Annotated in this window: 24 protein-coding genes and 1 pseudogene; 8 read left to right on the forward strand and 17 right to left on the reverse strand. The window is 61.3% G+C overall.

Annotated elements, in window-relative coordinates; all coding sequences use genetic code 11:
- Positions 1-34 precede the first annotated feature (34 nt).
- The 5 genes from EA462_RS13735 to EA462_RS13755 all read right to left on the reverse strand — a co-directional run bounded on the left by EA462_RS13735 (position 35) and on the right by EA462_RS13755 (position 2,703).
- Entirely contained in the window at positions 35-826 is a 792-nt protein-coding gene (locus tag EA462_RS13735; protein WP_124179152.1) for an enoyl-CoA hydratase/isomerase family protein, read from the reverse strand.
- 205 nt (positions 827-1,031) lie between these two features.
- Positions 1,032-1,313, reverse strand: coding sequence for a 2Fe-2S iron-sulfur cluster-binding protein (locus EA462_RS13740; RefSeq protein WP_124179153.1), 282 nt, complete (start codon positions 1,311-1,313; stop codon positions 1,032-1,034).
- A gap of 1 nt (position 1,314) precedes the next feature.
- On the reverse strand, positions 1,315-1,797 hold the full coding sequence (locus tag EA462_RS13745) for a GNAT family N-acetyltransferase (RefSeq protein ID WP_124179154.1): 483 nt from the start codon (positions 1,795-1,797) through the stop codon (positions 1,315-1,317).
- 96 nt (positions 1,798-1,893) lie between these two features.
- Complete coding sequence (locus EA462_RS13750; protein ID WP_124179155.1) at positions 1,894-2,223, reverse strand: metal-sulfur cluster assembly factor; 330 nt, start codon at positions 2,221-2,223, stop codon at positions 1,894-1,896.
- 66 nt (positions 2,224-2,289) lie between these two features.
- Entirely contained in the window at positions 2,290-2,703 is a 414-nt protein-coding gene (locus tag EA462_RS13755) for an acyl-CoA thioesterase (RefSeq protein WP_124179156.1), read from the reverse strand.
- Positions 2,704-2,903: 200 nt separating this feature from the next.
- Here EA462_RS13755 and EA462_RS13760 point away from each other — a divergent pair, with 200 nt between their 5' ends.
- The 5 genes from EA462_RS13760 to rdfA all read left to right on the forward strand — a co-directional run bounded on the left by EA462_RS13760 (position 2,904) and on the right by rdfA (position 6,077).
- On the forward strand, positions 2,904-3,806 hold the full coding sequence (locus tag EA462_RS13760) for a 1,2-phenylacetyl-CoA epoxidase subunit PaaC (RefSeq protein WP_165872085.1): 903 nt from the start codon (positions 2,904-2,906) through the stop codon (positions 3,804-3,806).
- The gene (locus tag EA462_RS13765) at positions 3,803-4,075 is read left to right on the forward strand and encodes a hypothetical protein (protein ID WP_124179158.1); all 273 of its coding nucleotides are present in this window, start codon (positions 3,803-3,805) and stop codon (positions 4,073-4,075) included. The genes EA462_RS13760 and EA462_RS13765 overlap by 4 nt, the downstream gene beginning before the upstream one ends.
- Positions 4,072-4,869: a 1,2-phenylacetyl-CoA epoxidase subunit PaaC gene (locus EA462_RS13770; protein WP_124179159.1), complete on the forward strand. Its 798-nt coding sequence runs from the start codon at positions 4,072-4,074 to the stop codon at positions 4,867-4,869. The genes EA462_RS13765 and EA462_RS13770 overlap by 4 nt, the downstream gene beginning before the upstream one ends.
- Positions 4,869-5,048 (forward strand): PaaD-like zinc ribbon domain-containing protein, encoded by a 180-nt coding sequence (locus tag EA462_RS18000; RefSeq protein ID WP_124179160.1) that lies wholly within the window; start codon positions 4,869-4,871, stop codon positions 5,046-5,048. Before EA462_RS13770 ends, EA462_RS18000 begins: the two co-directional genes overlap by 1 nt.
- 297 nt (positions 5,049-5,345) lie before the next feature.
- The gene (gene rdfA, locus EA462_RS13780; RefSeq protein ID WP_207891662.1) at positions 5,346-6,077 is read left to right on the forward strand and encodes a rod-determining factor RdfA; all 732 of its coding nucleotides are present in this window, start codon (positions 5,346-5,348) and stop codon (positions 6,075-6,077) included.
- A 58-nt stretch (positions 6,078-6,135) separates the two neighbouring features.
- Here rdfA and EA462_RS17750 read toward each other — a convergent pair whose 3' ends face one another.
- The 5 genes from EA462_RS17750 to EA462_RS13800 are packed head-to-tail and all read right to left on the reverse strand — an operon-like array spanning position 6,136 to position 11,725.
- Entirely contained in the window at positions 6,136-7,893 is a 1,758-nt protein-coding gene (locus tag EA462_RS17750; protein WP_279387012.1) for an ABC transporter ATP-binding protein, read from the reverse strand.
- Complete coding sequence (locus EA462_RS17755) at positions 7,833-8,294, reverse strand: ATP-binding cassette domain-containing protein (protein ID WP_279387013.1); 462 nt, start codon at positions 8,292-8,294, stop codon at positions 7,833-7,835. Before EA462_RS17755 ends, EA462_RS17750 begins: the two co-directional genes overlap by 61 nt.
- A gap of 2 nt (positions 8,295-8,296) precedes the next feature.
- Positions 8,297-9,136 carry a nickel transporter permease gene (gene nikC / locus EA462_RS13790; RefSeq protein WP_243641433.1) on the reverse strand — a complete coding sequence of 280 codons (840 nt, stop codon included), beginning with the start codon at positions 9,134-9,136 and terminating at the stop codon, positions 8,297-8,299.
- A gap of 59 nt (positions 9,137-9,195) precedes the next feature.
- On the reverse strand, positions 9,196-10,146 hold the full coding sequence (gene nikB, locus EA462_RS13795) for a nickel ABC transporter permease (RefSeq protein WP_207891663.1): 951 nt from the start codon (positions 10,144-10,146) through the stop codon (positions 9,196-9,198).
- 43 nt (positions 10,147-10,189) lie between these two features.
- Complete coding sequence (locus tag EA462_RS13800) at positions 10,190-11,725, reverse strand: ABC transporter substrate-binding protein (RefSeq protein ID WP_243641426.1); 1,536 nt, start codon at positions 11,723-11,725, stop codon at positions 10,190-10,192.
- Positions 11,726-12,032: 307 nt separating this feature from the next.
- Here EA462_RS13800 and EA462_RS13805 point away from each other — a divergent pair, with 307 nt between their 5' ends.
- Positions 12,033-13,814: an archaea-specific SMC-related protein gene (locus EA462_RS13805; protein WP_124179162.1), complete on the forward strand. Its 1,782-nt coding sequence runs from the start codon at positions 12,033-12,035 to the stop codon at positions 13,812-13,814.
- 149 nt (positions 13,815-13,963) lie between these two features.
- On the opposite strand, the gene EA462_RS13810 is transcribed toward EA462_RS13805, so the two are convergent.
- The 3 genes from EA462_RS13810 to EA462_RS13820 form a co-directional block, all read right to left on the reverse strand.
- Positions 13,964-14,410, reverse strand: coding sequence for a hypothetical protein (locus tag EA462_RS13810; RefSeq protein ID WP_124179163.1), 447 nt, complete (start codon positions 14,408-14,410; stop codon positions 13,964-13,966).
- A complete protein-coding gene (locus EA462_RS13815; protein WP_124179164.1) occupies positions 14,407-15,282 on the reverse strand; it encodes a ParA family protein in 876 nt (291 codons plus the stop codon). Before EA462_RS13815 ends, EA462_RS13810 begins: the two co-directional genes overlap by 4 nt.
- A gap of 335 nt (positions 15,283-15,617) precedes the next feature.
- A complete protein-coding gene (locus EA462_RS13820; RefSeq protein WP_124179165.1) occupies positions 15,618-17,456 on the reverse strand; it encodes a hybrid sensor histidine kinase/response regulator in 1,839 nt (612 codons plus the stop codon).
- 130 nt (positions 17,457-17,586) lie between these two features.
- Between EA462_RS13820 and EA462_RS13825 the strand changes: the two genes are divergently transcribed.
- Positions 17,587-18,147 (forward strand): class I SAM-dependent methyltransferase, encoded by a 561-nt coding sequence (locus EA462_RS13825; protein WP_124179166.1) that lies wholly within the window; start codon positions 17,587-17,589, stop codon positions 18,145-18,147.
- Between the two features lie 87 nt (positions 18,148-18,234).
- Here EA462_RS13825 and EA462_RS13830 read toward each other — a convergent pair whose 3' ends face one another.
- The 3 genes and pseudogenes from EA462_RS13830 to trxA form a co-directional block, all read right to left on the reverse strand.
- Positions 18,235-18,495: a vitamin K epoxide reductase family protein gene (locus EA462_RS13830; RefSeq protein ID WP_207891664.1), complete on the reverse strand. Its 261-nt coding sequence runs from the start codon at positions 18,493-18,495 to the stop codon at positions 18,235-18,237.
- A gap of 223 nt (positions 18,496-18,718) precedes the next feature.
- Positions 18,719-18,823, reverse strand: a pseudogene (locus EA462_RS17930) (NAD(P)/FAD-dependent oxidoreductase); the annotation flags it as partial.
- Positions 18,824-18,855: 32 nt separating this feature from the next.
- Positions 18,856-19,215, reverse strand: a complete 360-nt coding sequence (gene trxA, locus EA462_RS13840; RefSeq protein WP_124179168.1) for a thioredoxin — start codon at positions 19,213-19,215, stop codon at positions 18,856-18,858.
- A gap of 321 nt (positions 19,216-19,536) precedes the next feature.
- Between trxA and EA462_RS13845 the strand changes: the two genes are divergently transcribed.
- Positions 19,537-19,977 carry a thioredoxin family protein gene (locus EA462_RS13845; RefSeq protein WP_124179169.1) on the forward strand — a complete coding sequence of 147 codons (441 nt, stop codon included), beginning with the start codon at positions 19,537-19,539 and terminating at the stop codon, positions 19,975-19,977.
- A gap of 48 nt (positions 19,978-20,025) precedes the next feature.
- On the opposite strand, the gene EA462_RS13850 is transcribed toward EA462_RS13845, so the two are convergent.
- Complete coding sequence (locus EA462_RS13850; protein WP_124179170.1) at positions 20,026-20,625, reverse strand: DUF7437 domain-containing protein; 600 nt, start codon at positions 20,623-20,625, stop codon at positions 20,026-20,028.
- Positions 20,626-20,878 lie beyond the last annotated feature (253 nt).

Genomic DNA, 20,878 nt, shown 5'->3' on the forward strand with positions numbered 1-20,878 from the left:
TCGCTCGAGACCGATGATAGCTCGCGAGCGGTGGTTACTCGCCCGAGAACTCGGCGCTTCGCTTCTCTCTGAACGCTGCAATTCCTTCCGCGTGATCTTCGCTGGCACCCAGAATCGCGTTCGCTCGAGCTTCGTTCTCGAGTGCTTCGTCGAACGTCGCGTTCACGCCCTCGTGAAGCAACTGCTTCGAGAGGCCGTGTGCTCGGGTCGGTCCGTCGCGCAATCGATCGACGAGATCGGAAAGGGTGTCGTCGAGTTCCGATTCGGGAACCGCGTAATTCACCAATCCGAGTTCTTCGGCTTCGGTCCCGTCGACGGGGCGTCCGGTCATGACGAGTTCCTTTGCGACGCAGAGGCTGGTGTTCTGGGGGAGGAGATACGAACCGCCGCAATCGATCGAAAGCCCGACGTTCTTGAACCCCTCGATGAGTCGTGCGTCTTCGGTTGCAACGATCATGTCACAGGCGAGTGCGAGGTTCGCACCTGCGCCGATAGCATCGCCCTGTAGCCGACAGACGACCGGTTTCTCGAGGTCGACGAGCGCCCTGATCGGTCGATGAATACCCTGCGTGATGTAGTCGAGACGCTCGATCGGCGTGACGTCGTCGTCGAGTAACGTCCCGAGTTTCTTCACGTCGCCACCGCCACAGAAAACGTCTCCCGTCGCTCGTAAGACGAGGACGCGGACGTCGTCGTCCACCGCGGCTTCCTCGACGTAGTCGACGAGCGCGTCGATCACGGATTCGTTCATCGCGTTTCGTGCATCCGGTCGATCGAGGACGAGTTCGGCAACGCCGTCGTCTACGGAGTATTGTACGTCGGACATACCTGACGTATCGTCTACTCGTCCATTAAAGCTAGCGGTACGGATGCAACGTCCGCGATACTCGGGAAACTCGGTATCTGAACGCGGTGTTTAACACACGCTTAGTGTGTGTAAGAGGACGTCGAACGACGGGTGAACGACGGAGCATAAACGACAAAATCGACGACAGAAACGGGACGATACGAACCGACGAGGGCGACGTCGATTACGGCGTGTCGTCCGGATGAAGCTCGACGTCCGAACACGGGGTTGCCACACAGGTGAGGATATAGCCGTCGGCCTCCTCGTTCGGTGTGAGCATCATCGCGTCCTCCTGGGAGATCTCGCCGGAGGCGTGCATGGCACAGATGCCACAGTGGCCCATCCGGCACTGATACGGAAGGTCCAGGCCGTACTTCTCGGCGGCGTCGAGGATGCTTTCGTTTCCGTCTTCGGACATCTCGAACTCGATGTCCCTGGACGGAATCTCGATCGAGTGGTCGGTCATACTACAGCGATGCCTCGTAGGTGTACTCGATCTGCTCCAGGCCGTACTCGTCGTAGATATCCTTCAGGTAGTCGTTCTGTGCGAGGACGTTTACGCGGTAGAACGGCAAGTCTTTTTCGTCGGTAAACCACTGTTCTGCAGCCTCGAGAAGCGACTCTTCGATACCGTTGCCCTGGTACTCGTCTCGGACGTGATGGCCGAACACCATCCCGTGTTGAGTGAGTTGGAAAATCGGGTGTGAGCCCATGATCCGCACTTCGATCACGCCGAGCAATCCGTCGGCTTCCTCGGAATCAGCGACGAGGATCGCGGCCTTCGAGGAGTTGACCATCTGGTTCAGGAAGTAGTTCCGCCACTGCTCGCCGGCCTCGTCTTTGTGCGTATACCGGTCGTCGATGTCCGATAGCTGATCGGAGTACTCATACCAGAGATCGAGGATGTCGTCGGCGTCCTCTTCCGTCGCGAACGTTATCTCGTAGTTCATACGGAACGGTTGGTATCCGAGTACAAAGTGATTTCGGGACTCGAGCGGAACGAAAAGACGCCACAGGGGGATCGAACGGATACACCGCGTTCCGTCTCAAACCGAAATACCGAGCGACTGGAGTTGCTGTTTGCCGGCTTCGGTCATCTTGTCTTTCGTCCAGACCGGATCCCAGACGATATCGACGTCGACGCTTTCGACGTCCGACAGTTCGAGCAGGCGTTCTTCGACTTCCTCGACCATGAGCTGAGCGGCGGGACAGCCCATCGCGGTGAGCGTCATGTCCACGTCGACGTGGCCGTCGTCGTGTGTGACCTCGTAGATGAGTCCGAGATCCACGATGCTGATCGGAAGTTCTGGGTCGGTGACGTCTTCGAGTGCTGTGCGACACTGCTCGGCAGTGGACGCCGCTTCGCTGTGTGCCATTGCCAGATCGTAAGTGTGTGTCGATAATATACCTTCGGGTGAACTCGCAGCCGGCGGGACCTGCGATCACTCCCAGACGTACGCTTCGAGGGCGTCCCGGAACGTCGCCGGAATCTCGACGGTCGTTCCGGGCTCTCGAGTCGAGAGACAGACCCTCGTCAGTTCGATCTCGAAGGCCTCGTAGTCGTGAGTGGTGTTTCGTGCGACCGCACGGACGTCGAACGATTTGGTTCCGATCGAGTCGACGCCGACCCGAACGGCGACTTCATCACCGAGTTCGATCGGGCCGCGAAAGTCGCCTTCGGCGTGGGCGATCGGAAAGAGGACCCCGAGTTCCTCGTCGAGACGCGGAATCGTGTATCCCATCTCCGCGAACCACTCCTCTTCCGTGACGTGCACGTAGTTGAACAGCCGGCCGTAAAACACGCGACCAGCGTAATCGATGTCCTCGAATCTGGCCGTAATCGTGTGTGTGAACATCGTTCGAGGATTACGCCGCGCTGTGATGAACCTTGCGACCGAGAGCAGGCACGGAACGCGGACGGCCACGCCGGGGGTCGGACGTTTCCCGAGGTCGGTCGGGTCCGAATCGCCTGTGGAGTATCAATCGTTGTGGATGGTACAGGGGGCTTGCATTCTTAGCAAGAACTATAGTGATGCAGCCACGAGTATATGATGATATGGGCGTCGTAGAACGTCAGTTAGAGGAGCTTAAATCGGAGTGTAAAGCCGACGATGATGTCGTCGTAAGCCGTGTCTCCCGTGGCGAGACGATCGAGACGATCGAGGAGATGAGTCCGAACTACCTCGAGACGCTGGTCGAGTTCATGCTCACGCAACACGACACGGAGATCATGAGCGCGTGTGCGTACCACCCCGCAGCCACGCAGAAAGCGCCGACGCTGGACGCGAAGATCTCCGGCAGCGCCGTCGTTCAGGACGAGGTCGGCCACGCGAACCTGGGATATCGCGTCCTCTCGGACCTCGGGTTCGACAAGGAGGCGCTCATGTACGAGCGCGATCCCAAGGAGTGGCGGAACATGCGCGTGTTCGACGAGCCGTTCGAGAACTTCGCCGAGTTCGCCTGCGGTGTCGGGTTTTACGACCGGGCCGGCACGATCCAGATCGGTGACATCGAGGAGAACTGTTCGTTCGGTCCGTGGCGACGCTACGAGCGAAAGGTCGTCGCTGAAGAAGGGTTCCACAAACGACTCGGAGACATGTGGTTCAAGCGGCTCGGAAGCGGCACGCCCGAACAGCAACAGGCGCTTCAGGACGCCGTCGACAAGATGTTCCCCAAGGCGATCGCGTTCCTCGGTCACCCCGAGAACGAAGGGAAGGCGATCCAGCAGATTCGCGAGTACAGCCTCCGGAAGGGGACGAACCACGAACACCGCCAGGAGTGGCTCAGGCAGGTCTACGAGACGTTCGATTCACTCGAGGTCGATATTCCGATCGGCTACGACGAGAGCGAAGACGAGTACGACGTCACGTTCGACATGGACTGGAAGGGCGTCTACAGCGAGTGGAAAGAATCGCCGGGTCCGGTTGACCACATCCAGACCGTCCAGGGTGTCGCATGAAAGGGAAACGCACGTACGAGGTGCTCGCGCGAATCAACGCCGGCGAACCGCTCCAGTCGATCGGGAGCGTCGACGCCTCGAGCGACGAGTTCGCAAAGCAGTACGCAGAGATGTTCTACGACGAAGAAGACTGGGAGGTCCTCTTCGTCGTCGACCGCAAGGACATCCTCAAGGTTAGCGGAGATCCGGGTCACGAGTACAAGGACGTCGGTGGGGAGATCGACGATGGAGCCGTCGGCTTCGTCAAACGAGCGGGTGGTACCCAATGAGTACTGACTCAGCAGTCTCGACCGAAGCGCGCGACGCCGCATACGACCTCGCAGTGGTCCTCGCCGATACGGAGTTCATCAGCGCCCACCGGTACTCGGAATGGGGGATGCTCGGCGCACCCAGCATCGAAGAGGACATCGCGCTGTCGTCAGTGATCCAAGACGAGCTCGGTCACGGACGTGCCGCCTACAAGGCGGCGGCCGATCTTGGTGAGACGTCAGTCGACGATCTCCTCTACGAGCGGTCGGTCGACGAGTGGCGGAGCCCGACGGTCCTCGATAGCCAGTTGGACAACTGGGCCGAGATCGTGGCTTCGCTCGCCGTGCTCGATTACGCGACCGTTCTCGTCTACGAGAACTTACAGAACAGCTCGGTCGACGAGCTTTCGGGCATTGCAGAGAAGGTTCTCCAGGAAGAATCACAGCACATCCAGCACGGTCACGTCTGGCTGGGTGTCTTCGCTGACGAGAGCGAAGGCGAGTATCCCAAAGAAGAGCTACAGGCAGCGCTCGATTCGTTCGTTCCACAGGTCGCCCAGTGGCTCGGACGCAACGACGGCAATGACGTCCTCCTCGAGGCAGGCGTGTTCGAGCGGTCGAACGAACAAATGCGCGAGGAGTTCCTCTCGGACATCTCGTCCCTGCTCGAGTCCCACGGGTACGACGTTCCAGACGTCGACCTCGAATGGGACGAGTGGGACGATCAGAGCCGACGACCATCACCACCGGAGTCTACGTTCGAAGAGACCGTCGACGAAGTGACGGGACGTCAACACAGGTACCTCGCAGGATAATGTCAGAGAACACGACTCGCTCTCGCGTCACGAACCAACAGGCAGACGGTGCCGAGTGTCCGTACTGTGGGAGCACCGAAACGTCCCTCGAGAACGCGTTCGGCAGCACGATACTTAAGTCGCAATATCACTGCGACGAATGTATGAACGTGTTCGAACATATAAAGTGGGAAACATAGTCTGAGTTCGAAATAGCGAACCCACACACCGCTATACCTTGCTATACCACCAATTATTGGAGTGTTATCCGTGAATTCTTCGATAGTTCGGGGATAAACCACATGACCAATTCATGGCGCGTATCATATACGACCCCAATAATACCGATTCATTGACAGTCATATTTGCTGGCAGAAATTGGTCTCCCGGAAGCGTCGGAGTCACGGAAAGCCGTACCGTCCGCTCGCGAATCGCTTCACAATATTCAGCCATAGGCGGGACCAGATTTATGTGTGTGTACGGCGAACTTCCGTCCGATGAACGACGCGGACTGTTGCAAAGTCGGTACGCTTATCGGCAAGTATGATCTCGATTCGCCGCGAACAGCAGACGATTCTCTCGACGACTATCTCCTCTCTCGATGGCTCGGAGACGACGAGACGCAGTCTGTTGGCTACAGAACACTCACCGAGTGGTTCAACAAGCGGCTCCTGAAGAAAGCGTACGACGGCACCGGACGGAGCGCGATGGGGAACAGACTCGAAAGCGACTACGAAGCACTCACTGACGACGGGCTCGTGAAGATGGACACGATCGACGACCTCGAGGCCGACGGCATCGACGCCGAGGCGGTGCTCGACGATATGATCTCCTGGAGCACGATGCGAAATCACCTCAACGAGTGTCTCGACGAGAAAAAAGAGCGAGCGGAGGCCGAGACAAACTGGGAGCTGACGAGCGTCGAAATCGCCTGCGATCAGACAAAACAGAAGGTCGAAAGCGCGCTGAACTCGCTCGTCTCGAAGGGAAAAATCGATGACGAGCAGGACCCGGACGTCGAGATAACGGTTCAGCTGTGCTGTACCAAGTGTCCGACTCGAGTGCCGTTCGACGTCGCGATGAACCGCGGATACGTGTGCGCCGATCACCGCGCCGAGACGGAAGAAAAGGAGCAAGCCGTTATTCAGGTGAACGACCGCGACTCGGAAGAGACGTTCTATTGGGCGACGTCCGTTCCCCGCCAACAGATGCCGTCGTTCGGCGTCTAAGACGAGATCGAAATTACCTCTCGAATCGCTCGAATACGACGAATCCGTTCGGCAGTCACTATCGCGATCGAACGCTCGAGTCGGCGCCATCGGACGGATCCGGACTCGAGTTCCGGTCGGCCACCTCGGTTGCGACGTGACAGGTCGATCGAACGGCACCGACGCGGACGGTCGGAGGGTCATCGGTCTCACACATCGGCTCCGCCCTCGGACAGCGACTGGCGAACGGACAGCCGGGTGAGCGCTCGAGCGGACTCGGTGGGTCACCCTCCAGTGGGCGAGCCGTCCGCGTTCCATCTATCGACGGGATCGCGTCGTACAATGCCTCGGTGTACGGATGGCCGGGGCGTTCGGACACCACCTCGGCTGGGCCTCGTTCCATCACCCGTCCGAGGTACATGACGAGTACGCGATCTGCGAGGTGCGTGACAACGTCGAGATGGTGTGAGATGACGATAACGGCCATCCCGAGACGATCCTGCATTTTCATCAGGAGATTGAGAACCTTCGCTCGGATCGAGACGTCGAGACCGCTGACGGGTTCGTCGAGAACGATCAATCGAGGCGAGAGAGCGATCGCGCGGGCGATCGTGACGCGCTGGAGCTGTCCGCCCGAAAGCTGATGTGCGTACCGATCTGCGTACTCGGCATGAAGATCGACGAGGTCGAGTAGCTCCGCGACGCGGCGTTGACAGCGATCGTCGTCCCATCCCGACTCACGAAGCGGCTCAGTGATCGCTTCCTGTGCCGTCAGGCGTGGGTTGATGCTCGAGCGTGCGTTCTGGAAGACGACGCCGACATCGGTTAGCTGCTCGTGGGTGCGCTCGTCGACGGTTCCGACGGTCGTTCCATCGAGGCGCACCTCACCATCGGTCGGCTCACACAACCCCGTGAGCAATCGGGCAAGCGTCGACTTCCCGCTCGCACTCTCACCGACGATTCCGACCGTCTCACCGGACTGGACCGCGAGATCGACACCGTCGACCGCCCGAAGCAGTCGCGGCCCATTCCACAGACGATCGAGCATCGAATCGGTCGTATCAAACGCTTTCGACACGCTCTCGAGTTCGACGACGGGGCCAGTGGGGGTCTCGTCCGTCTCGCCGTCGAACGCCGGCGATGGGTCCCGTTCGACCCTCAACGAGGCGGCCGCGGACGGCGTCTCGCGACAGCCGGATCGGTCGAGCGTTCGACGAACGCGTTCTCTCTCGCCGCAGGCGACGCGGTGTCCGTCCTCGATGTCGACGGTCGGAGGATCGGTCGTCCGACACTCCGGAGTCGCGTGCTCACAGCGCGAGGCGAACGAGCACCCGGGTTCGGGACCGACCCGATCGTGAACGGTTCCGTCGATCGTCGGCAATCGTGATCGACGAGGACTGTCCTGAATCAGACAGTCGAGCAGCCCTCGCGTGTACGGATGAGACGGGTCCTCGAGCACCCGATCGGTCGGTCCGGCTTCCACGACCGCTCCCCCGTAGAGGACCACGACGCGGTCACAGGTTTCGGCAACGACGCCGAGGTCGTGGGTGATCATCACCACCGCGGTGTCGAACGCCTCGCGGACGTCCCGTATTCGCGCCAGAATCTGTGCCTGCGTGGTTGTGTCGAGTGCGGTCGTCGGCTCGTCAGCCAGCAGAAGTCTCGGCGTCCCAGCCAGCGCGATCGCCAACATCACTCGCTGGCGCATTCCGCCGGAGAACTCGTGCGGATAGTCGTCGACCCGGTTTTCCGCATCCGCGATCCCGACCCGTTCCATCAGCGCCACCGCCCGTTCGCGGTATCCGGTCCACTCGGGTCGGCTGCGAAACGGTGGCATCCCCAGATACTCGAGCAACGATGGCTGGACGGCGATCCGCGAGCGTGCAGCGATTCGGCTATCTGTTCACCGACGGAAAATACGGGGTTCAACGCGGTATCCGGGTCCTGAAATACCATCGAAAGCGACGTTCCGCGGAGCCTACGCCTGGTTTCGGGGCTCGCCTCGGTCAGTTCGGTCCCGTCGAACGTGATCGAACCGCCGACGATTTTGCCCGGGGACTCGAGACCGATAATCGATCTGGCGGTGACGGATTTTCCGCTTCCACTCTCACCGACGAGCCCGACGATTTCACCCTCTTCGACGCTGAATGAGGCACCGTCGACCGCGCGGACGGTCCCCTCGGACGTTCGAAAGTGCGTCTGTAGATTCTCGACCGAAAGGAGCGGGTCGGCCGTCACGATCAGATCTCCTCCAGTTGCGATCGCTGGCGCGGATCGAGCACGTCCCGCAGCCCGTCACCCAGCAGGTTGAATCCCAGAACGGTAAGAACGATGGCGACTCCCGGTGCGTTGACGATCCACCACGCACTTCGGAGATAGTCGCGCCCTCCGGCGATCATCGTCCCCCACTCGGGCGCGGGGGGTTGGGCACCGAGTCCGATAAACGAGAGGCCCGCAGTCGCCAGCACCACCGTACCGAGGTTCAGCGTCGCGAGGACGATCACCGTACCGAGAACGTTCGGAAGCAGGTGGCGTCGTGCGATCCGAGAGGTGGGCGTTCCAGCCAGTTTCGCGGCCTCGACGTACTCGCGTTCCGCGACCGAAAGAACGGTTGCGCGAACGACGCGGGCGTAGGTCGCCCAGCCGACGACGGCCAGTGCAAGCATGACGTTGCGCAGACTCGGTCCGAGGATACCCGCGACGACCAGTGCGAGAACGAGGCCCGGAAACGCAAGCTGAACATCGACCAGGCGCATCAGAAGTTCGTCGACCCAGCCACCGACGTAGCCCGCGAGCAGGCCAACGCCCGTCCCGACGACGACGCGGATCGTCGTTACCGCCAGTGCGATTCCGAGCGAAACCCGTGCGCCGTAGACCAGTCGAGTCAGGACGTCTCGACCGAGCCGGTCGGTGCCGAGCGGATGGATCGGTGACGGCGACTGCAATCGGTTGGCGAGGTTCTGGGCTGTCGGATCGTACGGCGTCACGAGCGGACCGACGATCGCAACGGTGGCGATCCCCGTAACGAGCAACACACCGACGAGCGTGAGGGGATTGTAACGCAGTTCGGAGACGACGATCTCGCGACCCGTCTTACTCGGTGAGGAAGGATCAGTGGTCGACGTTCGAGTCTCGGAGTTCACGTGCCGACACCTCCGAGGCGGATTCGTGGATCGAGATACCGGTACGAGAGATCGACCAGTAGATTGGTCAGCACAAACGAAACCGCCGTAACGAGAACGACGCCCTGGACGACCGGATAATCCCGCGCGAAGATCGAATCCACGAGAAGGGTTCCGAGACCCGGCCGCTGAAACACGATCTCGACGACGACGGCCCCGTTCAAGACGAACCCGAATTGGAGGGCGACGACGGTGATGACCGGGAGCAACGCGTTCCGAAAGGCGTGTTTGTAGACGACGATCCGTTCCGACAATCCCTTCGCCCGGGTAACGTCGAGGTACTCCCGGTCGAGTTCCGCGAGCATCGACGTGCGGACGAGCCGCGCGATGATGGCGGCCACGCCCGTGCCGAGGGTGACAGCCGGCAAGACGAGATGTGCGAGGCCACCGCTTCCGGAGACGGGAAACAGTCCGAGATGGAGCGAGAATCCGATAATGAGGAGATAGCCGAGCCAGAAATTCGGCATCGAAACGCCGACGAGAGCTCCGAACTGGCAGACGACGTCGAGACGTCCTCCCCGGTGGACCGCGCTCAACACGCCCGTCGGTATCGCGATGAGAAGCGCGATAGCCATGGCCGCAATCGCGAGCTCGACGGTCGCCGGCGCGTGCTGGACGATCATCCCGTTCACCGACCGATCGCTGTAATACGACTGACCGAGATCGGCCTGGAGCGCGTCTCCGACCCAGTTAACGTACTGGTGCGGGATCGGTTCGTTCAGTCCGTGTTCGGCACGGAAGGCTTCGATTGCCTCCTGAGACGGCTGCTGGTCGGTCTGCTGTGAGAGGATGGTCTCCGCCGGATCGCCCGGAGTGAGGTAGATCAACCCGAACGTGAGGACGGAGACGCCCACGAGGACGACGGCGGCAGACATCAACCGATAGCCGAGATAGTTCGTGGAGATCACGGTCCGGTGGTCTCCACGAAATCGGGAACTCGACGATCGTCGGTCATCGCTCCTCCCTCGAGAGATCGGACCAGTCGACCATCTTGTCGATGGGGTGGGGATCGATCCCCTCGATTTCGGTGCGTGCGGCGATAACGTGAACTACGTGACATATGGGGAGACAAACGGCTTCCTCGACGAGTCGATGTTGGGCGTCACGATAGGCCGTCGCCGTGGTTTCGGCGTTCCGTGACTGGTAGGCGGTTTCGATCAGTTCGTCGACCGCTTTGCCGGGATTGGAGACGCCGGTTCCCTCGGCTTCGAACAGCTGAGCGTTGCTGACCCCCTCGGAGTGAAAGTTCTCGAACATGATGTAATCGGCCGCAGCGCTGTTTGATCCCGACGTCTGGAGGCCGAGGTGGGCGTTTCCCGCCTGGACGTACTCGTTGTAGGAGCCGGGGTCGACGACGGTGATGTCCGTCTCGACGCCGATTTCGGTGAACGCTCCCGCAACGGCTTCCGCGATCAGTTCGCCGCTGACGACGCTCGCGTTGACGGCGAGCACCAGCGGTTCGCCGTCGTAGTCCGATTGCTCGACCAGCTCGCGAGCGCGATCGAGGTCGCGGTCGTACGTCCGTAGCCCATCGTGGGCGCTCCAGTGAACGATCGGTGAGATGGGACCGCGCGCTGGATCGTCGATCCCTTCGAGGACGGTATCGACGAGTTCGGACTGGGAGACGGCGTAGTTGAGCGCTCGGCGTAATCGAGCGTCGTCGGTCGGCGGCCGATACAGGTTACACGGGAGGAACATCGTCCGTGACGACTGCTGGGTGAGCACCGACAGGGAGGGATCGTCCCGCATCGGTTCGACCCTGTTTCGAGGAGGATTGAAGATCACGTCGACGTCGTCGGACTCGAGCGAGAGCGCACGGGTACTCGGATCCTCGATCACCTCGAACGAGAGGGGAACCTCGACGCCGTCCTGCCAGTAGTCCGCAAACGGGCTCGTCTCGACCGTGCTACCGCGGTCGACCGCCTCGATCGTGAGCGGTCCCGTCCCGATCGTTCCCAGATCGTCGGCGGTACTGTCAGGGTGCTGGACGCAGATCATGTTGTGTGCGATCGTGCCAGGAAAGGCGGGGAACGGCTCCGTATTGGTGAACTCGACGGTGTACTCGTCGACCGCGACCACGTTCTCGGGCTCGAGGTGCAGCCAGCCCGAGACGAACTGACCCCGTTCGAAGAGGCGTTCGAACGACCAGACGACGTCCGTCGCGGTCATTTCCTCGCCGTTGTGAAAGGAGACGTTCTCGCGCAGCGTAACCGACCAGGTCGTCTCGTCGACGGCCTCCCACCCGGTGGCGAGCCACGGTGTCGGCTCCATCGACTCGGTCGCCCAGATCAGCGGTTCGACGACCTTCGTGAAATACGGTGTTACGTAGCCGTAGGTGTCCCACGAGTCGGCAGTCGGGTCGTCTTCGAGTGCGATAGAGACGGACGAGTTGTCGTCCGGCCGGCCGGACGAATCAGAGAGACAGCCTCCGACAGCCGCCACACCACCACTGACCGCGCCTGCGAGCATCGACCGTCGAGAGAGCATTGGCTTCGACCGAACCGAACGGGGATCTGTCGGCGAACGCGGCTGGTTCGATGACGGGGCTGTACGATCGTCGTGAAGAGTCGTCGGGACCAATTTCATACAAGTTGAATTTAGTTACTGAAATCTAGTTTGTTAATATTGCGATTCGATTCCGCCGGTCGGTCGCCGTCGAACCGATGTCTCGGGACGAACCAGCGACCAGACGGGCGAGTACGACCAGCAGCCGGTACAGCCGACTGCTGGCGACGACGGCGATCAGGACACCCACAGACCGCACATTTATGCGAGTCGACACTCGACTGAACGTATGAGCTGGACGCTGAATATCGATCATATTGCAGGTATTCTGGACGGAAGCGCGGAAATCGAACCGGGGTTGAACGCGGTGAGAGCCGAGAATTGGCAGGGAAAATCGAGTTTCATCATGGCCGTCGAAGCCGCGATGGGAACGAAAACGCCGCTGACCGAGAACGCCTCGTCGGGCGAAGTCGTCCTCGAGACCGGATCGGAGGAGATATCGGTCTCGTTTGCCGAACGGAACGGAGCCGTCACCAGACAGGGGACACCGTATCTCGAGAGCGAGTACGATCGAACCTGTGCGGAGCTGTACGCGTTTCTCGACGAGTCGAATCCGATCCGACGGGCCGTGCGAAACGAAGAGAACCTAGAAGAGCTGCTGACGAAGCCGCTCGATCTCGAGAATATCGACAACCAGATCGCCGAGTTGAAAGCCGAACGGAACGCGGTCGAATCCGAGCTGGCTCAGGCGAAATCGGCGGCCAAAGAGTTGGTTTCGGCCGAAGAAGAGCTCACGAGACTCGAGGACGAACTGGCCTCACTCGAGGACGAACGAGAGGGACTTTCCGAACCCGACACGAACGATGTCGGCCGCGACGACCTGAGCGACGCGCGGACGGAACGGGAGACCCTCCGCAGTCAGATCGACAGGATCGAATCGAGCATCGGTCGGATCGAAGGAAAGCTCGACGAACAGCGAGCCGAACGCGACGAACTCGAACTCCCCGCGGAGGAATCACCGGAAACGGACGTACAAGAGCTTCAAGAGCGCCTCCAGCAGACGAGGACCGACATCGAACTCCTGCGGTCGGTCTACACGGCGAACAAGCGGGTGCTCGACGAGAACCGGCTCGAACTCCTCGCTGACGTCGACCGGGGGATTCTCGACGACGCGTTCGACTGCTGGGTCTGTGGCGGAACGACCGACGAGGAAGCGGTCGAACACTCCCTCGAACTGTTGCAGTACCGGATCACCGAACTTCAGGACGACGCAGCCGAGCTAGAAGAGCGAGTTCGGACCGTCGAACAGGCACGTACCGAGCGGAGAAAGGCACAGCGTCGAGCGAAAACGCTCGACTCCGAGATCGAATCGCTCGAGACGAAACTCGCGGATCGTCGGGACACGCTCGAGCAAAAGCGAGAATCACTCGAGTCGACGGAGGGCCGTATCGAAGAACTCCAGGAGTCCGTGACCGAAACGGAAGACAGGGTCACGGAACTCGAAAGCGAAATCAAATACACGAAATCGAAGATTTCGGACACCGAGGACCGAATCGAGACGCTCGAGAACCGGGCCGACCAGCGATCGACGCTCGAGGACGAACGCGAGTCGCTGTCTGAAGAGATCGCCCAGCTCAGGTCCCGGAGAGAGGAGATGAAAGCGAAGACGCGAGAAGCGTTCAGCGAGTCCATCAGCGACATCATCGACCGCTTCGATACCAGCTACGAGAGCGCGCGACTGACGTCGGCGTTCGATCTGGTCGTCGCCCGAGACGGCCGCGAAGTCTCGCTCGAAGCGTTGAGCGAGGGCGAAGTCGTCCTGCTGGGTCTCGTCGCCGCACTCGCGGGGTACGAGGCCTACGACGTCGACGAGCGCGTTCCCGTCATCTTGGTCGACAGCCTCGGCGGGCTGACCGACAAGAACCTCCACCTCCTCGTCGAATACCTGCGCGAACGCAGCGAACGAGTCGTCTGTACGGCCTATCCCGAACAGTCGTCGTTCGACGGCAGCGAGATCGATCCGACCTCGTGGACGGTCGTCTCCGACGAGTCGGTCCGGATCGAGCCCTGACGGTGGATTCGCCTCGCGGTTGAGCTGCAATCGAGGGCACTAACCCTCTTTTGCTCACGGCTTCGCCGTTCGAACGGTCCGTGAAACCGGGTTCGATGCGAGCGAACGTATCGGAGAAGAACCGGATTGGAAATCGATCGGTGAGCGGATCAGTTGTCGAACGTCATTCCGTATCCCCACTCCTCGAGTTCCAGTTCCACCTCGTCGAGGTGCTCGAGTCCGACCTTGACGAGCGCCTCCCGGAGATCGGTCAGGGAAACGTCGTCGTCGAAGCGATCCTCGAGCTCCCGAAGGACATCGCGCTCTGCACCCTTCGTCTCCTCGTGGAGGAACAGGGGGACGCGGTCGCGACCGTCCTGGACGCCGTCGCGTCGAAACTTGTAGGGGATCCGTATCTGTGGCTGATCGGCGGATCGAGACGTTCCGACCGGACTCGAGGACCCGGCGTTCGCGTCGGTCGACTCGGTCGGCTCGACCGTATCGGCCGTGACACCGTCGCTCGAGTCACGCTCTGAGGGTGGGTCGGCGTCCGGGTTCGACGTGGTCGCGTCGTCGGCGAACGGATCCTCACCCGCGCCCTCTTTCATGCCAGTCATGCAGAAACCACCTCGGGTTCGAGTTCGCCGGGTTCGGGTGGGTTCGGAGCCTCGAGATCGACCGACGATTCCAGGTGGCGCGCGATGCGGTCGAACTGGGCGAGCGTCTCGAGTTCGTACTCGCGTCGACGCTCGCGATGGTCGCGGACGTACCGAAACGCAGAGCACTGTTGCATCCAACAGCCCTCCATCAGCGACGCGCGTTCACCGATAACCTCCGGAACGGGGTACTCGATCTCGTCGAGGATCGTTCGCTGGTCCCGCGTGTTCTTGAACCCGATCGGGATCGCGGCGAGGACGCCGACTTCGACGTCGAGTTGGTCCTCGAGTCCGGCGACGAGCGATTCCAGTCCCTCGACTGCGGCTCTGCCTTTCGCGCTCGGTTCGACGGGAATCGCGAGCGACCGCGTGGCGTGGATCGCGTTGTAGAGATGGGGTCCTTCGGTCGCCGGCGGGTCACAGATGAGGACGTCGTAGGTTTCGGGGACGCCGGCCTCCCGGAGAACGCGGAGCAACTGGGCGTGCATGCCGAACGCTTCGCCCATCGCTTCGGCCTGGTCTTTCTCTCGCTGGAGGTACTCGGTGAGATCGGAGAGCATGTTGTGTTCGGGGACGATGTCGACTCCCTCGACGGTGCGAACGAGATCGTCGAACTCGCCTTTCGGTCGACGGATCATGTGCCGCACCAGATTGTCGACCGACTCCGTTCGATCGTCGTCGACGCCGAAGAGGCGCGAGAGGTCCCCGTCCTGAGGGTCGAGCGGGATAACGAGGGGTTTGAGCCCCGCTCGAGCGTGTGCAACGGCCAGATTCGCCGCCGTCGTCGTCTTCCCGACACCGCCAGCCTCGCTGTACGTCGAGTACGCTAACATACCCACACCATGAACATCACCCATCTTGAAAGTTCGTAACCCACATTCAGTACACAAACAACCACACCACAGTAACTACAACAAGTAATTAACATTGTTCATGAATACACTGAATGAACATCATCCATGAACACACGAGATGGATACGAACAATGAACACACAGGGGTACCACACAGAGTGAACAGTAAGGATGAATAGCAATCACGAACAGCACCTGTGAACAACTCCCATGAACAACACCGATGAACGGAGTTCGAGAACACCACACAGTGGGCTCGAAAACGAAGAGAAGAGCGCTCGGAACAACACGGGAACACCCGCCGATCGATGACCGTCAGTCCGGACACTCACACGACACGCCCGTCACCTCGAAACGGGCCCCGCCCAGTTCGCTCCGCGTGACGTCGATCTCCCAGTCGTGGGCGCGAACGATCTGGTCGACGCTGGCCAGTCCGAACCCGGTTCCGGATTCTTTCGTCGAGTAACCAGGTTCGAACACGTCGTCGTCGGCGTCGTCGGGAATCCCCGGACCGTCGTCGCTCACGTAGAACCCATCCGACAGCGTTCCGACGACGACCGCGGTGTCGGGACCGCCGTGTTCGACCGCGTTCGAGAACAGGTTCTCGAGCAGTCGCTTGAGTGCGAAGTAATCCGCGCGGACGACGGTCGACCGGTCGACCGACACCGAGAGTCGAGACAGACCGAGCGTCGCCTCGAGGTCCTCGACGACGTCGCGAAACTCGATGGGGGTCTCGTCGCCGGCGAGGCGTCGTCCCCGTAACAGGCCGGTGACGTCGTCGATCAGTTCCTCAGCTCGTTCGAGCGCGTGTTCGACCTGATCGAACTGCTCGTCGCCGCCGATTTCGCGAGCCAATTCGAGTCGTCCGCGCGCCACGCTGATGGGGCCCTGCAGATCGTGGGCCAGGACCGATGCGAGAAGGTCGAGCTGTTCGTCGGTGGCACGATCGGTCGGAAGGGGTGTGGGCCCCTCGTCGAGAGAGCGTGACGTCCGCTCGCTTCCCGACGGACAGGAGCGACCGACGCCGACAACCGCTCGAAGGTCGCCGCCCGACTCGACCGGAACGGCGCTGAGTTCGTACGAATCTGTCCCGTTTCCGGTCCCGAGTGACGTCTCGAGCGTGACAGGAATTCGCCGGGCTGCGACGTCCTCGAAGAGACGCTGAACGCGCGGTTGGGCCTCGCCGTCGAACAGTTCCGACGGAGTGGAAAACTCGATCTCGTCCGAACTTTGACCGGTTACGTTCTCGAGGTGGTCGTTCCACCGAACGCATCGCAGATCGGGATCGAAGACGTAGAACAGCTCCTCGAGTTCGTCGAAAGCGCTGATCAGAACCTGCGGGTCGAGAGGGGGCACGTGTTCTCGATCGGGTTCCGAAGAGAGCTCGCGAACGACACAGACGTGACCGCCGTCTACCATCTGCGTCAGCGTCAGCGACTCCGGAATGCGCTCGTCGTGTTTCGTGAGACCGACTGATCGGCCGGACCAGGAACCGGTTTCCTCGAGCAACGGAAGGATCTCCTCGTCGAAGCGGATCGCTTCGTCGTCGGGATAGAGGGTTTTCCAGTGGCTCCCGAGGAGTTCATTCGGATCGTGGTCGTAAATCTCGGCGTACGCTCGGTTGACGTACTGGTAGGTCCCGTCCCGACCGAGAATGCCGATCCCCTCGTCGGCCGACTCCATCGCCTGAAACCCGCGGTAGACCTCCTGTTCGGCGCGGCGTTTGCCCACCGCGTGTTCGATCCGGTTCGTCAACACGGTGTACTGATCCGTTCCGGTTTCCTTCTGGAAGTATTCGGTGACGCCCGCAGAGATCGCCTCGCTGGCGATTTCCTCGCTTCCCTTGCCGGTAAAGAGGATAAACGGGAGGTTCGGGTGGCTGTCGCGAACGGTATCGAGAAACTCGAGTCCGCTGGTTTCTGGCATATCGTAGTCGCTTACGATACAGTCGATGTCCTCGGTCGACAACGTATCGAGACCCGCGTCGACGCTCGTTTCCGTCGTGACGGAGAATCGGTCTGTTTCGCGCTCGAGAAAGGTCGCGGCTAGTTCGACCAGCTGAGAGTCGTCGTCGACGTGTAGAACCCTGATCGGTTCGGACGCGGAAACGAAATCGCCGTGTCTGGAGAGCCGCTCTCCGCCGGACGGGCTCATGAGTAGTATTGTAAGCTATTGCCAGATAACCTTACTGGGCGGGCGGTTCGTCGCGGTGGAAACCGTCGCGTCGGGGACTGTCCCGTCTCGACCGGACGAATTAAGCGACCGGACACCGGATTCTCAACGGATGGGACACCACACATTCGATCCCTCTCGAGCGGACAAACTCGAGCGGCCCGGCCGACGGTTTCGGTTCCTCTCGGCCGAGGAGTTACGGTGGGCGCTCGATCTCGACGCGAGCGATCGGGTCGCTGATCTCGGAAGCGGAACGGGGTTCTACACCGACGTGATCGCCTCGCAGGCAGACACGGTCTACGCGGTCGATCTCCAGCCGGAGATGCACGAGTACTATCGGGAAAAAGGCGTTCCAGAATCCGTCGAACTGGTCACGACGGGGGTGGGAGACCTGCCGTTCGACGACGGCACGATCGACGTCGCCTTCTCGACGATGACCTACCACGAGTTCGCGAGCGCGGACGCGCTGGCGGAGATCCACCGGGTGCTCGAGTCGGGTGGCCGGTTCGTTATCGTCGACTGGGCGGCGACCGGCCCCGGAGAGAGCGGGCCGCCACTCGCGGAGCGATACGGCGCCGACGAGATCGCAGACGCCCTGCGCGAGGCGGAGTTTTCGATCGAGCACGTCGCCGTTCGATCGGAAACCGTTCTGGTGATCGCGACGGCCGAATAGGAGAGCGAGCTGACTGGAACAGTAATTTGTACGTCGTTACCGTCGAGCCGGGGCGATCCGTCCGACTGGTAAGGAAAACGGACCAGTTCAGACGCCGGGAATCGGTGATAGCGTGATCGCGAAGATCCCGCGCTCGAGTAGTTCGCGTTTCGTCTCGAGCCAGAGACCGCCCAGGACGAGCATCGTCACGTAGTAGCCGGCACCGAGCAGTGCGAGCGGAATCGGCCCGACGTAGGCCCACGCGCTGGTGATCACGGCCAGACTTCCCTCGGGTTCGACGCCGGCCGGAAGCGGCAGCGCCCGAAAGTGAACCGCGGTGAGGAAGACGCTCGCCCCCCAGCCGACCACTGCGAGTGCTATACTTTGAAAATCAAAGTAATTGTGCAGAAGCGCTGAAAGTCGAGTTAAAGTCAATCAACGGGAGTAGCTAGTCGCTTGCACTCGGTTCGGCAAGGGCGACAGCCGTCGAAGCCGACTCGTTGTCGAGCCAGTTTTCGGCGTCGAATGCGGCCACGCTTCCGGTTCCGGCGGCCGTGACCGTCTGGCGGTACGCCGAATCCACGACGTCGCCCGCACCGAAGCGTTCGGGCTGCTCTTTGCCCCGTTGGATGAGTTCCATCCCGCCGGCTCCCTCGGGAAAGTCGAGATAGTTCTCGACGTCGGTCGTGTCGGTGGCGTCGCCCACATCGTTCGGGTCGGTCCCGTCGCTCATTCAGTGTATCCCTCGATGAGACTCCGGAGCCTGTCCGCCGGCAGCGCGCCGGTGTGCTGTTCGACCTGCTCACCGCCCGCAAAGAGCGCAAGCGTCGGGACGCCGCGGACGCCGTAGGCCCCCGCGAGTTGCTGGTGGTCGTCGACGTCGACTTTCGCGATGAGGGCGTCCGTTTCGCCCGCGAGACCGTCGAGGACGGGCTCGAGCATCTGGCACGGACCACACCACGTCGCAAAGAAGTCCACGAGGACGACATCGTTGTCCGCTATGAGTTCCTCGAGGTGATCCTCTCCCTCGACGTGGACCGGCCTATCGGTCGACTGTCCCGGCGATCCGCTGTGTGCATCAGTCGTCATCAACCGTACGTACGGGCCGCACGAAGTTAAATGTGTTGTGTGTATTGTGCAATACAAAACTTGTCGAGATCGCGCTCGAGATGCGACGATGCGAGGACGACAGCCCGAAACCGGGGGCGACCGAAAGGGATAGTGACAGGGCAGGCCCGAATAAACTGCCGTATAACGAAACGTGTGCGTCGAGTGCGAATCGGAACGGAAAGAAGGAGCGTCCGCGGGATGGTCGAACGGCCGAGGGAGGTAAAATAACGCGAGCCGCTCCAGCCCGTATTGTACTCCACTTGCACAATTGTTATGATGGCTGCGGACGTACCGGAAGGTATGGCCGATTCGACGACCGACGAACGAGATCGGATCCGCGAGCAAAAGAAACGGGAACTCCGCGAACGCCTCGAGAACGGCATCGACACGGCGGACACGGATGGGATGACGAGCGCCGAGACTCCGGCGGAGCCGATCGAAATCGACGGCCAGAGCCACCTCGAGGCGGTGGTCGACTCACATTCAGTGGTCCTGGTCGACTGCTACGCCGACTGGTGTGGTCCGTGCCAGATGCTCGAGCCGACGATCGACGCAGTGGCGGCAGAAACCGACGCCGCCGTGGCGAAAGTCGACGTCGACGCACACCAGCGCCTGGCCCAGCAATTGGGTGCCCGCGGCGTTCCGACGCTGATCTTGTACGCCGACGGCGAGGCGGTCGACAGACGGGTGGGCGCACAGGACAGGGCAACGCTCGAGTCGCTCATCGACCGCCACAGTTGAGGGGGCCCATCGCGACGAACAGGCCGGTATCGACGACGTGGAGCGCGCTCACGCGTCGTCGGCAGCGTCACGATCGTCAGCGTGGAGCGCGTCGAGCGACGCTCCCGACTCCTCAATCTCGTAGTACTCGTGGACGACGGGACGAAGCGCCTGGAGAATAATCTCTGCGGCCAGCGGCGAAATGGTGAGATCATCAGCCATCAGACGATGGGTCACCTCGCCGCGTTCGCGGGCGACCGCGTAGGTGAGCGCCGTCGCGAGGCCGGAGACGCCGTGGCGATCGATGTAGGTGTCGATGTCGGCGTCCATCTTGCGGCGGCCGACCGCGTCGATCAGCGCCGGCGTGATCGTGTACTCGCGGTCTCCAGCGGTCGTCGTCACGGTCAGGTCGATCTCGCGGGCGGCGTACCGCCGGGGTTGCTCGTCGTGGGTGACCTCGACGACGCCGGCGTCGACGAGCCGGTTGACGTAGCTGTAGGCCGTTCCCTGTGCGAGGTCGATATCGTCCATCACATCCTGGACGGCCGCGCCGTCCTCACGAGCGAGGTTCGTGTAGAGCCGGGCTAGCCGGGGTTCTTCCAGCAGGTCCGCGACCGAGAGGAAATCGCGGACGACGTCGCCATCAGCCTGATTCGAGGTGCGTGACATGGCCGTCTCAATTACAGTTTACAGTGAAACAGTACAGAGTGTTTGGGTCAGTCCTCCGACGAGCGACCGACCGAAGACCTATTCCCGCTGTTACGGTGCTCAGAACCGATCCAAGCGGACGCATCTGCGGTGGCACCCAGCTCGGTGAGCGAATTGGTGAGCGTCATCGGTTCGGGAAGTCGTTGATCGATTTACGGACCTCGCAGCTGTCCGAACAGAACCGACCAGCGCATCCAGCTCGCTCACGAGCGCG

Source organism: Natrarchaeobius halalkaliphilus (assembly GCF_003841485.1).
Lineage (GTDB): Archaea > Halobacteriota > Halobacteria > Halobacteriales > Natrialbaceae > Natrarchaeobius > Natrarchaeobius halalkaliphilus.